We start from the raw sequence: 14,175 nt of genomic DNA on the forward strand, positions 1-14,175 counted from the left end.
ATGCCCGTGAGCCAGTACATCGCCGCGATCGACCAGGGAACCACGTCGAGCAGATGCATGATCTTCGACCACGACGGCCTGGTCGTGGGCGTCGCGCAGAAGGAACACACCCAGATCTTCCCGAAACCGGGCTGGGTGGAGCACGATGCGGGCGAACTGTGGAACAACACCCGCGAGATGGTCGGCTCGGTGCTCGCGAAGACGAACCTCACGGCGCAGGACATCGCCGCGGTCGGCATCACGAATCAGCGCGAGACCACCGTGGTGTGGGACCGCGCAACCGGCGAACCCGTCTACAACGCGATCGTCTGGCAGGACACCCGCACCGATCGACTCTGTGACGAGCTGGCCGGCGACGACGGCCGCGACCGCTTCCGCGACGCCACCGGGCTTCCGCTGTCGACGTACTTCTCGGGCCCCAAGGTGCGCTGGATCCTCGACAACGTCGACGGCGCCCGCGAGCGCGCCGAGGCCGGCGAACTGTGTTTCGGCACCATCGACTCGTGGATCGTCTGGAATCTCACCGGCGGACTGCACATCACGGACGTGACCAACGCGTCACGCACCATGCTGATGAATCTGCGGACCCTCGACTGGGATCGGGACATCTGCGACGCGATGGGCATCCCGATGTCGATGCTGCCGGAGATCCGCAGTTCCTCCGAGGTGTACGGCGATCTCGCACTGCCCGGCATCTCCGGGGGTATCCCCATCGCGGGCATCCTCGGTGACCAGCAGGCCGCGACGTTCGGTCAGGCATGCCTGTCCGAGGGCGAAGCCAAGAACACCTACGGCACCGGCAACTTCCTGCTGCTCAACACCGGCACCACGCCGGTGCACAGTGAACACGGCCTGCTCACCACCGTCTGTTACAAGCTGGGCGACAAGCCGGCCGTCTACGCACTGGAGGGTTCGGTCGCCGTCACCGGATCACTCGTCCAGTGGCTGCGCGACAACCTGGGAATCATCCAGTCCGCCAAGGACATCGAGCCGCTCGCCCAGACCGTCGACGACAACGGCGGCGCCTACTTCGTGCCCGCGTTCTCGGGCCTGTTCGCACCCCGCTGGCGACCGGATGCCCGCGGCGTCATCGCCGGCCTGACCCGTTTCGTCAACAAGGGGCACCTCGCCCGCGCCGCACTCGAGGCCACTGCCTACCAGACCCGCGAGGTCATCGAGGCGATGCGCGCGGACTCCGGCGTCGCACTGAGCTCGCTCAAGGTGGACGGCGGCATGGTCGTCAACGAGACGCTCATGCAGTTCCAGTCCGACATCCTCGACGTCCCGGTCACCCGGCCCGTCGTGAACGAGACCACCGCGCTCGGCGCCGCGTACGCCGCCGGACTCGCGGTGGGCTTCTGGAAGAGCGAGGACGACATCCGCGACAACTGGGCACAGGACAAGACCTGGGAGCCGCAGATGGACGAGTCCGAGCGCGAACGCCTCTACCGCGGCTGGAACCGGGCCGTCGAACGCACCTACGGCTGGACCGACGAGGACGAGCCGGCGTCCTGATCCGGCCGTCCCGCGCGCAGATTCACCTCCCGCACACGCAATCGCGGACGCGGGAGGTCAATTCGCGCGCGGCGTGGGGTCGAGCGTGAACGCATCGTGGGCGGTGCGCAGCCTCTCGACGCCGTCGGCGAGCACCGCGCCGTCGTACGTCGCGAAGCACAGGCGGGCCGCGGACGGATGCGGGTCGGCGACGCCGAACGCCCCGCCCGGCACATAGGCGACGCCGTGCCGTACCGCGGCGTCCAGAAGCGTCGCGGTGTCGGTGCCGTCGGAGAACTCGACCCAGCAGAACATGCCGCCGTGAATCGGGGCGTGCGAGATCCGATCGCCGAAAGCCGACCCCAGAGCACGCACGAGCGCACCCGCCCGGGCCGCGTAGGCCGCGCGGACCGAGTCGAGGTGGCCGTCGAGCCACTCGGTGTCATCGAGCAGTTCGGCGGCGATCCGCTGGGTCAGCGACGAACCACACAGGTCGGCACCCTGTTTGAGGAGTTCGACGGCCTCGCACACTCGCCGGTCGCCGTGCAGCCACCCGATCCGCAACGCCGGCGCGAGGGTCTTGGAACCGCTCGACAGTCGCAGCACCCGATCCGAGTGCGTCGCGACGGGGTCGGGCGCCGGTTCGTCGAACCACAGTTCGCCGTACGGATCGTCCTCGATGATCCAGAACCCGTACCGGTCGGCGAGATTCGCGAGGTGCGCGCGCCGCTCCGCGGACAGCACCACCCCACGTGGGTTGTGGAAGTTGCTGACCGTGTGGACGACCTTGGGGCGCAGGCCTTCCCGTAGCGACCGCTCGAGCGCGACGGTGTCCATGCCGTCCGCGTCCAGTCCGACGGGAACCAACGTGGCCTGCGCGGTGCGGAACACCTGCAGGGCTCCCGTGTAGCCGGGCTCCTCGACCACGACGACATCACCCGGATCGAGCAGCACCTGCGCGAGCAGGCTCAGCGCCTGCTGCGAGCCGTGCGTGACGACCACCTCGGCCGACTCGATCCGACGCCCCACCCGCTCACTCTCGCGGGCGGCGAGGGTCTCGCGCAGCGGCGCCCAGCCGGACGTCTCGCCGTACTGGACGGAGCGCGGATCGGCGAGCGCGCGCTGGGCTGCCTCGGCAATTCGTTCGCGGGGAACGAGTTCCGTGGCCGGCAATCCGCCGGCGAGGCTGATCACATCCGGGCGGGCGGTGAGGGTGAGCAGATCGCGGATGGCGGAACTGCGCAGCCCGGCCATCCGCGAGGACAGGTGCAGGGGCGAATCGAGCGAGGACGAATCGAGTGACATGGAGCGACTCCGCGGCGGGGACGGCCGTCGTACACACGACGGCGAAGGACGAAGGCAGGAACACCCAGGTCGTCCCGGATCCACGGGGCGGAGAGCGATGCGAGGGGCCGACGGTTCTCGACCCCTCGCATCATCCCACATCACATCCACTATCTGGAAATCGTCTCCCAGATGTCGGGATCGATCGGGGTCAGTCCAGGTCGTCGTGTCGCATCAGCTGACGCGAGGCCTCGGTGATGGAACCCGACAGCGACGGGTAGACCGAGAACGTCTGCGCCAGATCGTTGACCGTCAGGTTGTTCTGCACCGCGATCGCGATGGGCAGGATCAGCTCCGACGCCGTTGCCGCAACCACGACACCGCCGATGACCACGCCGGTGGCCGGGCGGCAGAAGATCTTCACGAAGCCACGACGCAGACCCGACATCTTGGCGCGCGGGTTCGTGTTGAGCGGCAGCATCACGGTGCGGGCCGGGACCTCGCCGCTGTCGATCGCGGCCTGGCTGACGCCGACGTTCGCGATCTCGGGACGGGTGAACACCGCGGAGGCGACCGTCTTGAGCTTGATCGGGCTCACGCCCTCGCCGAGCGCGTGGTACATCGCGATACGGCCCTGCATCGCGGCCACCGACGCCAGCGGCAGCAGACCCGTGCAGTCACCGGCCGCGTAGATCCCCGAGACCGACGTGCGCGAGACCCGGTCGACGCGGAGGTAGCCGCCCTGGTCGAGTTCGATGCCGACCTTCTCGAGCCCCAGGCCCTCAGTGTTCGGCGTGGAACCGACCGCCATCAGGGCGTGGCTGCCGTACACCGTCCGGCCGTCCGCGAGCTTGACGACGACGCCGTCCTCGGTGCGCTCGACCGCGTCGGCACGCGCGTGCTTGACGAGCGTCACACCGCGCTCGGCGAGCACGTCCTCGAGCACGAGCGCCGCGTCGGCGTCCTCGTGCGGCATGACGCGATCCCGGCTGGACACCAGCGTCACCTTGACGCCCATCTCGGTGTACGCGGACACGAACTCGGCACCCGTGACACCGGAACCGACGACCACCAGGTGCGACGGCAGCTCCTCGAGGTCGTACAGGTGGCGCCACGTGAGGATCCGCTCCCCGTCCGGCACCGCGCCGGGCAGCACGCGCGGGCTGGCACCGGTCGCGACGAGCACGACGTCGGCATCGAGGACCTTCTCCTCACCGGTGGTCAACGTGGCGCGGACCTGATGCTCGGCCATACCGATCTGCGAGTCGATGATCTCGGCGGTGCCCGACAGCAGCTGGACACCCACGCTCTGTAAGCGGGCCCGGATGTCGGAGGACTGGACCTGGGCGAGGTTCTTGACGCGGGAGTTGATCTGCGGCAGCGAGATGGTCGCGCTCGCGGGATCGAGAGAAATCCCCAGGTCGGTGGCGCGACGCATGTCGGTGCGGATGCCGGTGGACGCGATGAACGTCTTGGAGGGAACGCAGTCGAACAGCACACACGCACCGCCGATGCCGTCGGAGTCGACCAGAGACACCGAAGCGCCGTACTGTGCGGCCACCAGCGCTGCCTCGTATCCAGCAGGTCCGCCACCGATGATTACGATCCGGGTCATTCGTCCTCCAAGCTCACCGCGCCGGCCGGGATCTCCAGCCAGGCCCGCGTACAACGCTATTCCAGTGACCGGGAACACGCAGGCCGTGGCCCCCTTTTCGACCACCGCCGATGTGCAATCGGAACCGTCGAGAGCATCGGATCGCGACCGCCGACGGTTCGCCCGCTACCCCCACGCCGAGAACACCGATTAGGCTTGCCGCCGTGCCGATCTATGCCGCCTACGGGTCCAACATGCATCCGGAACAGATGCTCGAACGCTGCCCGCATTCGCCGATGGCGGGCACCGGATGGCTCCGAGGCTGGCGGTTGACCTTCAGCGGGGGCGACATCGGCTGGGAGGGTGCGCTCGCGACGGTCGTCGAGGATCCCGACAACCCGGACGCCAAGGTGTTCGTCGTGCTGTACGACGTCCCCGCCGAGGACGAGGAGCGCCTCGACCGCTGGGAGGGCTCCGAACTCGGCATCCACCGCAAGATCCGCCTGCGCGTCGACACCGCCGACGGCCCCACCCTGGCCTGGCTGTACGTGCTCGATGCCTACGAGGGCGGGCTCCCGTCCGCCCGCTACCTGGGCGTGATGGCCGACGCCGCGGAGATCGCCGGCGCCCCCGCCGACTACGTGCGGAGCCTGCGCACCCGCAACAGCCGCAACGTGGGACCGGGCACCCCGTAACCGGCCCTCAGGACTGCAGCACCAGGTTCGTCAACACCCGGACGCCGGTCGTCAGCGCCCGCTCGTCCAGGTCGAACGTCGGTTGGTGGATGTCGAGTTGTTCCCCGTGGCCCGACCACACCCCCAGTCGCGCCATCGCACCCGGCGCCTCCTCGAGATACCAGGAGAAGTCCTCACCGCCGCCGGACTGCGGCGTGTCGGCCAGAGCGTCGGGCCCGATCGCCCGGACCGCGTCCTCGAACATGCGCGCCGACACCTCGTCGTTGACGACGGGCGGCACCCCGCGACGGTAGTTCAACTCGTACCGCACGCCGGTCGGCGCCAGCAGTCCGTGCACGATCTCCCGCACCGTCGGTTCGAGCAGCGCCCACGTGTCGTGGTCGCCGGTCCGGACGGTTCCGGTGAGGATGCCGCTGCGCGGGATCGCGTTGGGCGCCTGGCCCGCACTCACCGCGCCCCACACCATCACGGTGCCGCTGCGCGGATCGATGCGGCGGCTGAGCATGCCCGGCAGTCCCGTGATCACGGTGCCGATCGCGTACACCAGATCGGTTGTCAGGTGCGGCCGGGACGTGTGCCCGCCCGGTGAGTCCAGCACGAGTTCGACGGTGTCGGCCGCCGAGGTGATCGCGCCGACGCGGACCCCCACCCGGCCCGCCTCGAGCCGCGGATCGCAGTGCAGCGCGAAGATCCGCGACACCCCCTGCATGCCACCGGCGGCGACGACGTCGAGCGCGCCACCGGGCATCACCTCCTCCGCCGGCTGGAAGATGAAACGCACCCCGATCGGCAACTGCGGCAACGAATTCAATGCCAGTGCGGTGCCCAGTAGGATCGCGGTGTGCGCATCGTGGCCGCACGCGTGGGCCACCCCCGGCACCGTCGACGAGTACGGCGCGCCGGTGGCCTCCTGCAGCGGCAGTGCATCCATGTCGCCGCGCAGACCGATCCGCATCCCGCCGGGACCGATGTCGCAGATCACGCCCGTCCCACCGGGCAGCAGCAACGGCGACATCCCGGCCGCCGACAGGTGACGCGCGACGAAGGCGGTGGTCGCGAACTCGCGCCGGGCCAGTTCCGGATTCGCGTGGAAGTGCCGCCGCCAGCGCGACAGGTCGATCGTGTGCTCGGCGAGCCACCTCTCGATGCCCTCGTTCACCGTCGCGCCACCCCCTCGAGCAGGCGCGCGCGCTGACCCTCGTCGAGTGCGGCGCGGATCGCCGTGCGCGCCAACGCCGTAGCGCCGTCCAGTACGGCCCGGTCGGCCGACTCGCTGACCGCGGCCGCCGCAAACTCGGGCTGGTGGGTCACCGCGCCACCGGAGTCGATCCCCACCACCGGATGGATGCCGGGGAGAACGTGCGTCACGTTGCCCATGTCCGTACTGCCCAGCGGGCGAGACGATTCCAGTTCCACCGGGAGCGGTGTGCGGCCGAGGTCGACGATCTCCTCGCGGTAGGCGTCCGCCAGCCACGGATCGGGCCGCAACTCGGTGTAGGCGGGCGAGACCGTCCGCACGTCGTGGGTGCACCCGGTCGCCAGGGCACCCGCCGCGAAACATGCCCCGGCGCGGGCGGCCAGTTCGTCGAGCGACTCCGCGGTCCGTGCCCGCAGGTAGTACAGCATCTCGGCGTGCGCCGGGACGATGTTGGGCGCCACGCCACCGTCGCTGACGATGCCGTGCAACTGCTGCCCGGGCGACAGATGCTGCCGCAGCAGCGCCAGCGCAACCTGCGCCACGGTGGTCGCGTCGGCGGCGTTACGCCCGAACTCCGGCGCGGCCGACGCGTGCGCCTCCCGGCCCGTGTAGGTGACCGCGATGTCGGCCAGCGCGAGCGAGGCCGCGCCGACGATGTCGAACGGACCCGGATGCACCATCAACGCCGCGGCCACGTCGTCGAACACGCCGCGCTCGAGCATCAGGACCTTGCCGCCGCCCGATTCCTCCGCCGGAGTCCCGATCACACGGACGGTGATCCCCAGGGCGTCGGCGATCGGTGCAAGCGCGAGGCCGGCGCCGACCGCGGAGGCGGCAATGACGTTGTGCCCGCACGCATGCCCGATCTCGGGCAACGCGTCGTACTCGGCGAGGACGGCGAGCACCAGATCTCCGCTACCGAAGGACGCGTCGAACGCAGTCGACAGGTCCGCCACCCCGGTGCGCACCTCGAACCCGCGCTCCCGCAACATCTGGGCGACCTTGGCCGCACTGCGATGCTCCTCGAACGCGAGCTCGGGCTCGGCGTGGACCGAGTGCGACAACGCGACCAGATCGGATCGCGCCGCCGACACCGTGTCCGACACCGAGGCGGACAGAGCGGCCGACGGGGATCCTGGCTTCACAGATCCCAGTCTCTCACCCCCGCGCGGCCGGGCCCGTCTATCCGAACTTGAAGTTGCTCTCGTCGGTCGCGGTGCGCAGCGCCTCGAGCGTCTCGCGGTGGAGACCGCGCTTGATGCCGGACAGGTTCGCGCCGTGGGTCGACACCAGTGCCGACGCGCGCGCGACGGCCGCACCGAGCACCAGGTCCCCCTCGACGGCGTCGTCGACGATCCCCGCGGCGAGCGCGTCGGCGCCGCCGTACCGGCGACCGGTCGTCATCGCCTCCACCGCGGTCTGACGGGGCAGCCGCGTCGACAGCAGCGTCGACATCCCCACCGTGAACGGCATGCTGAGGTTGACCTCGGGCAGGCAGTAGTAGCCGCGGTCGCTGCGCATCACCCGGAAGTCGTGCGAGCTGGCGAGCATGGCACCGGCGCCGAACGCGTGCCCCTGCACTGCCGCGACCGTCGCCATCGGGAACTCGAGGATGCGCGAGAACACCGTGTGGACGCGATCGAGATAGCCGGGCAGCTTGTCGAGGTTGCCGAAGATCCAGTCCGTGTCGAGGCCGTTGGTGAAGAACTTGCCGGTGGCCGTGGTGACCAGCGCCGCGGGGCCCTCGTGCGCTTCGACCTCGTCCAACGACGCGTGCATCGCGTCGATCCAGTCCGGATGGAACCGATTCTCGTTGTCCGTCTCGCCCTCGTTGCCGAGGTGGAGGACGAAGACGTCGCCTTGGCGATTCAGGTATGGCATGAACCGGATACTACCCGTGAGTAACATTTCGTGGCGCGGCTACCGCTCGCACTACTGTGTCCCTTCATGGGCACACTCGAGCAGCAGGCCGCCGACGTCCTCGCCGACCGCACCGGCATCGCGAAGCACACAGCAGCCGTCGTCCTCGGGTCCGGCTGGCAGGCCGCGGCCGACGCACTCGGGCACGCATCCACCGCCGTCCCGATGGCGGACCTCCCCGGCTTCGCGACACCGTCCGCATCCGGCCACGCCGGGACCGTGCTGTCGGTCCGGGTCGGCGACACTCCGGTACTGGTGCTGCTCGGCCGCACCCACGCCTACGAGGGCCACGACCTGCCGCGCGTCGTGCACCCGGTGCGGACCGCGATCACAGCCGGCGCCGGAACCGTCATCCTCACCAATGCCGCCGGCGGCATCCGGGAGGGAATGCACGTCGGGCAGCCGGTCCTCGTCAGCGACCACCTCAACCTCACCGCCCGCTCCCCCCTGGTGGGCGCGCAGTTCGTCGACCTGGTCGACGCCTACAGCCCACGACTGCGCGGACTCGCCCGCGAGATCGACCCGACGCTGAGCGAAGGGGTCTACGCGGGCCTGCCCGGACCGCACTACGAGACGCCCGCCGAGATCCGGATGCTGCGCACCCTCGGCGCCGACCTCGTCGGGATGTCCACCGTGCACGAGACCATCGCCGCCCGCGCACTCGGCGCCGAGGTGCTCGGCATCTCGCTGGTCACCAACCTCGCGGCCGGGATCACCGGTCAACCGCTCGACCACGCCGAGGTCCTCGCCGCCGGACAGGCGTCCGCCGCCCGCATGGGCGCACTGCTGCGCGAACTGCTGGCCCGGCTGTGACCGGCCACCCCCTCCGCTTCGGCACCGCGGGCCTGCGCGGGCCCGTCGGCGACGGACCCGGCTGCATCAACGTCGGCGTGGTCGAACGGACCACCGCCGGACTCGCACGGTGGCTGCGCGACCGCTGCCTCGGCGGCGGGACCGTGGTCGTCGGCCGGGACGCCCGACACGGGTCGGCGGAGTTCGCCCGCGCCGCCGCGGAGGTCCTGGCCGCGGAGGGGTTCGCGGTGACCCTGCTGCCGCGACCGCTACCCACGCCGCTGGTCGCGTTCGCGGTGCGCCGCCTCGGTGCGGTGGCCGGCGTCCAGATCACCGCGTCGCACAATCCGCCCACCGACAACGGCTACAAGGTGTACCTGTCGGGTGGCGCGCCGCTCGCCGCGCCCGCCGACCGCGAGATCGAGGACGCGATCGGGCGGGTCGAGCAGATCCGGCGCAGCCCGGTCGCACCGGTCGACGACGCACTGCTCGACGACTATCTCGCGCGCGTCGCCACCCTGCCCCGCGGCGACAGCCGAACGATCCGGATCGCACTGACCGCACTGCACGGGGCCGGTGGCGAGACCGCGGTGGCCGCGCTGCGCGCCGCCGGATTCACCGACATCCACACCGTCGCTGCGCAGTTCGAACCCGACCCGGACTTCCCCACCGTCACCTTCCCCAATCCCGAGGAGCCCGGCACGACGGATGCACTGCTGGCCCTGGCCGCCGAGATCGACGCGGACGTCGCGATCGCCCTCGACCCCGACGCCGACCGATGCGCCGTCGGAATCCCCGACGGGGACGGCTGGCGGATGCTCACCGGCGACGAGACCGGCGCCCTGCTCGGGCAGCGGATCCTGCAACACGCCCCGCCCGGATCGCTCGTCGCGACCACGATCGTGTCGTCGACGCTGCTCGGAAAGATCGCGACCGCCCGCGGATTCCGGTCGGCCCGCACCCTGACCGGCTTCAAATGGCTCGTCCGCGCCGGCGACGGCCTGGTCTACGCGTACGAGGAGGCCGTCGGGCACTGCGTGGACCCCGATGTCGTGCGCGACAAGGACGGCATCTCGGCATCGGTCCTCATCGCCGACCTGGTCGCCGACCTCGCGGCGTCCGGCCGCACCGTGCAGAGCACACTCGACGCCCTGGCCGTCGAATTCGGTGTCCACGTCACCGGTCAGGTGTCGCGTCGCACCGAGGACGTCGCCGACATCGCCCGGATCATGGAACGACTGCGTACCGACCCCCCGGCCGACATCGCCGGAACTGCCGTCGAGGCAACCGATCTCGCCGCGGCGCGGGGACCGCTTCGCACCGACGCCGTCACCCTGTCCGGCCCCGGACTGCACGTAACGGTCCGGCCGTCGGGTACCGAGCCGAAGCTCAAGGCCTACTTCGAGGTGATCGAACCGGTGCCGAGCGCCGGGCACCTCACGGCCGCGCGTGCCGCCGCCCGGGCCCGCGCCGACCTGATCCGGACACGACTTGCGGCGGCCGATCGACCCGGCACATCCTGAAGGGCCGAGAACTCCCACCCGAAGACCACGGAACGGAGAACAAGATGCCTCGCCCGAACAGATCGACATCGAGAACCAGGACCGCAGCGCTCGTGATCGCGGGGGCCGCACTCGTCGCTCTCGCCGGGTGCGGTGACGACGACGGTGCCCAGGACTCCACCACGACCACCACGACCACCAGCGCGACCGCTGCCACGACCACGGGCGCGGCCGGCACCGCCGCCCCGAGCACCGGGACACTCGAGCGGGCCGCCGTCACCGCGGTCGCGGCGGTACCCGGCAGCGTCCTGGTGTCGATCGAATCGGAGCACGACCGGACGTGGGAGACCCAGGTCGTCACGCCCGACGGGGTGGAACACCATGTCGACGTGTCCGCCGACGGAGCCACCGTCGTCGGCACGCCCCGGATCGACGACGAGGACGAAGCCGACCGCGCGGAGCACCGCGCCCGCGTGCAGGCAGCGACGCTCGACGTCGCCGCGGCCGCGGCCGCCGTCCTCACCGAAGTCCCGGGCGGCACCGTCACCGAACTGAACCTCGACACCGACAAGGGCACCACGGTGTGGGAGGCCGACGTGATCGACGGATCCGGCACCAGACACGAAGTCACGATCGACGCCGCCACCGGCGTGGTTCTCGCGAACTCGACCGGCCGCTGACCGTTCGACCACCGCCGATTTCCACCCGCCCACATGAGTCGAACTCTGGTACAAACATTTCGACAGATGTGAGCGGCTATATGAGGGGTTTCGGCGATATGAGAATTTTCCGCAACAGCGTCACGTCACGGGTGGGCACGGCCGCAGTGGCCGGCTTCGCAGTCGTGGCCCTCGTCGGCTGCAGCAGCGACGACAGCAGCAGCAGCGCCGCCACCACGACCTCGGCTGCGGCCGCCACGACGAGCACGTCCAAGGCCTCCGGCGCGCCGGGTTCCGCCGGCGCCGAAGCCGCGGCGTCGACCGCGACGTCACCGGCCGGTGCGACCGGTGCGGCAGGCGCCACGCAGACCCGCGCACCGGGCTGGAACGCGAAGGTCTTCGAGCACGCCGGCCGGACCGCGGTCGCGGCGGTTCCCGGCAGCTCGCTGATCTCCATCGAGGAGAACATCGACGGCAGTTGGGAGGTCCGCGTCGCCAACGCCGACGGGACCATCATCATCGTCGGCCTCTCCCCCGACGGCGACAGCGTCATCGCAGGACCGTCGCCCGCCGGGGAACGGAACACGAGCAGCCAGGAAGCGAACCTCGACTACAGCGCGGCCACCGGCATCGTCCTCGGAGAGGTCCCGGGCGGCCGGATCGTCGACCTGGAACTCGTCGTGGAGAAGGGCGGCACGTACGTGTGGGAGGCCGACGTGATCGACGCCTCCGGAGCGCAGCGCGCAGTGGACGTCGACGCGGTCTCCGGTCGAGTCCTGCAGAACGCGCCGCGCTAGCGGGGACCGAACTGCCGGTCGCCGGCGTCGCCGAGTCCGGGAACGATGAAGGCGTTCTCGTCGAGGCGCTCGTCCACGGTCGCCGTGATCAGCCGCACCGGGTGGCCGGAGTTCGCGAGTGCGTCCACACCCGGCGGGGCCGCGACGACGCACACGGCGGTGACGTCGGTGGCGCCACGGGCGACCAGCAGGTCGATCGTGTGCACCATCGAACCACCGGTCGCGAGCATCGGATCGAGCACGTAGACGGGCAGACCGGACAGGTCGGCGGGCAGCGACTCCAGATACGGCACCGGCTGGTGCGTCTCCTCGTCCCGCGCCATGCCGACGAACCCGACCCGGGACTGCGGGATCATCGAGCTGGCCTGCTCCACCATGCCGAGACCGGCCCGCAGCACCGGGACCAGCAGCGGCGGCTGCGCCAACCGGATGCCGGTGGTCACCGCCACCGGCGTCCGGACCTCGAACTCCTCGACCGGGGCGTCGCGGATGGCCTCGTAGATCAACATCTGGGTGAGTTCACGCAACGCGGACCGGAACGTGGCGTTGCTGCTGCGTTCGTCCCGCATCGTCGTGAGGAGTGCCGCTGCGAGCGGATGGTCGACTACGTGCGTTTCCATGACTTAACAGGATAGTGGGGTGCCCTGCCCCGCCGAACTCGCCCGGAAAATCGCCGGAACCGAATGAATCGCCCGTGCGTCCAACCTTGCAACGGAACCAGTTTCGACGGGGATGCACGGGGGGATGCGATGAGCGAGTTGTCGGAGTTCTCAGCGGCGACGGAGGGAATCGCCGCGTTCGGCGTGACCGCCGCCGCCATGGCAGGCCGGACCGAGGCCGCGCGGGCGGGGGCCGCGGCGGCAGGACCTGCTGCGCTCGGGCCGGTGTTCGGACTTGTCGGCGGCGACTTCGTCACGGCGTTCGGGGCCGCCCAGGCCGCGCACGCGGCGGAACTCGGACGCCTGGCGTCCGCCTGGTCGGCGATGAGCGCGGCAGCGGCGACCACTGCCGCCGCCTACGACGCCACCGACACCGGGACCGCGACGGCCCTGGGGGCGACCGGAGTCGCGCCGTGATCGACCTCCTCGCCCGCCCCGTCGTCGACCTCCTCGGATCCTTCGGTTCCGGCGCCCTGCCCGGCGGATCCCCCGCCGACGCCATCCGCGCCGCATCCGATGCCGTCGACGCCGTCCACGCGCTCGGCCGCACCGGGATCAGCGACCTCGGCGGCGTCTGGACCGGGACCGCCGCCGATGCGGCGATCGACAAGGCCGAGGCGACGCAGGCCGCGTCGGTGCACCTGTCCGACCGGGGCCGGGAGATCGCGGTGGTCGTCGAGGCCGCGTCCGAGTGCGTCCGCGTCGGCACCGCCGAACTGCAGGGCATCCTCGAGTCCTTCCTGTCGATCGCCTCCTCAGCGCTGCCGCTGCTCGCGACACCGGTCGGACAGACCATGCTGATCAGCGCCGCGGTCGAACACCTCGGACGGGCCCTGGCCGTGGTGGAACGGGTCCGCGGCGAACTGGCCGGGCACACCGGCCGGATGATCGAACTCACCACGCCGGACCCCGTGCCGAGCGATGCGCGCACCGTCGCGGCCTCGGTCGGTGCGCCGGCACCGGTTACACCCGCTGCCACCGTGCCGTCCGCGGTCACCCCGCAGTCCGACGCGGCGGGCCGCGTCGTGTCGGCGTTCGCCGGTTCCTACGGTCGACCGGCCCCGGCGGCCGGCCCCGCACCCGCCCGCACCGTCTCCCACGCCCCGTCCGCGGGATCCACAGGATCCGGCGGATCCACCGAGACCGGCAGCGGGTCCGGCTCGTACGACCCCCGGTTCGGTGGCAGCGGCGTCGAGATCCTGCTGCCCGACGGCAGCACCGCCGTCGCCCCCAACGAGGAGGCCGCCAACGCCGTCCGCAACGCCCTCACCCAGCAGGGCGTCCCCTATCAGTGGGGCGGCACCACCCCCGGCCAGGGACTGGACTGCAGCGGCCTCACGCAGTGGGCGTACGGCGAGGCCGGCATCGAACTGCCGCGACTCGCGCAGGAACAGAGCGTCGGAGTACCCGTCGACCAGGACAACCTCATGCCCGGTGATCTCGCCGTGTGGGACGGCCACGTGGCCATGGTGATCGGCAACGGCCAGATGGTCGAGGCCGGCGATCCGGTCTCGGTGAGCTCGATCCGTACGACGAACAGCGGCATGGGCTTCCACGGCTTCTACCGCCCCACCGAGTGAC

The 14,175-nt window shown here is 70.8% G+C and carries 14 protein-coding genes; 8 read left to right on the plus strand and 6 right to left on the minus strand.

What is annotated here, in order from left to right:
* Nucleotides 1-1,515 carry a glycerol kinase GlpK gene (gene glpK / locus IJ15_RS0112095; RefSeq protein ID WP_031938597.1) on the plus strand — a complete coding sequence of 505 codons (1,515 nt, stop codon included), beginning with the start codon at nucleotides 1-3 and terminating at the stop codon, nucleotides 1,513-1,515.
* A gap of 57 nt (nucleotides 1,516-1,572) precedes the next feature.
* On the opposite strand, the gene IJ15_RS0112100 is transcribed toward glpK, so the two are convergent.
* Both IJ15_RS0112100 and IJ15_RS0112105 read right to left on the minus strand, forming a co-directional pair.
* Nucleotides 1,573-2,799, minus strand: coding sequence for an aminotransferase-like domain-containing protein (locus IJ15_RS0112100; protein ID WP_051918804.1), 1,227 nt, complete (start codon nucleotides 2,797-2,799; stop codon nucleotides 1,573-1,575).
* A 190-nt stretch (nucleotides 2,800-2,989) separates the two neighbouring features.
* Entirely contained in the window at nucleotides 2,990-4,393 is a 1,404-nt protein-coding gene (locus IJ15_RS0112105; protein ID WP_031938599.1) for an NAD(P)H-quinone dehydrogenase, read from the minus strand.
* A 203-nt stretch (nucleotides 4,394-4,596) separates the two neighbouring features.
* Between IJ15_RS0112105 and IJ15_RS0112110 the strand changes: the two genes are divergently transcribed.
* Nucleotides 4,597-5,067 carry a gamma-glutamylcyclotransferase gene (locus IJ15_RS0112110; RefSeq protein WP_031938600.1) on the plus strand — a complete coding sequence of 157 codons (471 nt, stop codon included), beginning with the start codon at nucleotides 4,597-4,599 and terminating at the stop codon, nucleotides 5,065-5,067.
* Between the two features lie 7 nt (nucleotides 5,068-5,074).
* Here the strand turns inward: IJ15_RS0112110 and IJ15_RS0112115 are convergent, their stop codons facing one another.
* The 3 genes from IJ15_RS0112115 to IJ15_RS0112125 form a co-directional block, all read right to left on the minus strand.
* Nucleotides 5,075-6,226: a M20 family metallopeptidase gene (locus tag IJ15_RS0112115; protein WP_031938601.1), complete on the minus strand. Its 1,152-nt coding sequence runs from the start codon at nucleotides 6,224-6,226 to the stop codon at nucleotides 5,075-5,077.
* Complete coding sequence (locus IJ15_RS0112120) at nucleotides 6,223-7,359, minus strand: M20 family metallopeptidase (protein ID WP_197059811.1); 1,137 nt, start codon at nucleotides 7,357-7,359, stop codon at nucleotides 6,223-6,225. The genes IJ15_RS0112115 and IJ15_RS0112120 overlap by 4 nt, the downstream gene beginning before the upstream one ends.
* An 88-nt stretch (nucleotides 7,360-7,447) precedes the next feature.
* Entirely contained in the window at nucleotides 7,448-8,146 is a 699-nt protein-coding gene (locus IJ15_RS0112125) for an enoyl-CoA hydratase/isomerase family protein (protein ID WP_031938603.1), read from the minus strand.
* Nucleotides 8,147-8,212: 66 nt separating this feature from the next.
* On the opposite strand from IJ15_RS0112125, the gene IJ15_RS0112130 reads away from it, so the two are divergent.
* The 4 genes from IJ15_RS0112130 (at nucleotide 8,213) to IJ15_RS0112145 (ending at nucleotide 11,935) form a co-directional block, all read left to right on the plus strand.
* Entirely contained in the window at nucleotides 8,213-8,998 is a 786-nt protein-coding gene (locus tag IJ15_RS0112130; protein ID WP_031938604.1) for a purine-nucleoside phosphorylase, read from the plus strand.
* Nucleotides 8,995-10,500, plus strand: coding sequence for a phospho-sugar mutase (locus IJ15_RS0112135; protein WP_031938605.1), 1,506 nt, complete (start codon nucleotides 8,995-8,997; stop codon nucleotides 10,498-10,500). The genes IJ15_RS0112130 and IJ15_RS0112135 overlap by 4 nt, the downstream gene beginning before the upstream one ends.
* A 92-nt stretch (nucleotides 10,501-10,592) precedes the next feature.
* Nucleotides 10,593-11,159: a PepSY domain-containing protein gene (locus tag IJ15_RS0112140; RefSeq protein ID WP_231569514.1), complete on the plus strand. Its 567-nt coding sequence runs from the start codon at nucleotides 10,593-10,595 to the stop codon at nucleotides 11,157-11,159.
* Between the two features lie 98 nt (nucleotides 11,160-11,257).
* Nucleotides 11,258-11,935: a PepSY domain-containing protein gene (locus IJ15_RS0112145; protein ID WP_031938607.1), complete on the plus strand. Its 678-nt coding sequence runs from the start codon at nucleotides 11,258-11,260 to the stop codon at nucleotides 11,933-11,935.
* Here IJ15_RS0112145 and upp read toward each other — a convergent pair.
* On the minus strand, nucleotides 11,932-12,555 hold the full coding sequence (gene upp / locus IJ15_RS0112150; protein WP_031938608.1) for a uracil phosphoribosyltransferase: 624 nt from the start codon (nucleotides 12,553-12,555) through the stop codon (nucleotides 11,932-11,934). The genes IJ15_RS0112145 and upp overlap by 4 nt on opposite strands.
* A gap of 129 nt (nucleotides 12,556-12,684) precedes the next feature.
* Between upp and IJ15_RS0112155 the strand changes: the two genes are divergently transcribed.
* Both IJ15_RS0112155 and IJ15_RS0112160 read left to right on the plus strand, forming a co-directional pair.
* Entirely contained in the window at nucleotides 12,685-13,011 is a 327-nt protein-coding gene (locus tag IJ15_RS0112155) for a type VII secretion target (RefSeq protein WP_231569515.1), read from the plus strand.
* Nucleotides 13,008-14,174, plus strand: coding sequence for a C40 family peptidase (locus tag IJ15_RS0112160; RefSeq protein ID WP_031938610.1), 1,167 nt, complete (start codon nucleotides 13,008-13,010; stop codon nucleotides 14,172-14,174). The genes IJ15_RS0112155 and IJ15_RS0112160 overlap by 4 nt, the downstream gene beginning before the upstream one ends.
* Nucleotide 14,175 lies beyond the last annotated feature (1 nt).

It is taken from the genome of Prescottella defluvii (assembly GCF_000738775.1).
GTDB lineage: Bacteria > Actinomycetota > Actinomycetes > Mycobacteriales > Mycobacteriaceae > Prescottella > Prescottella defluvii.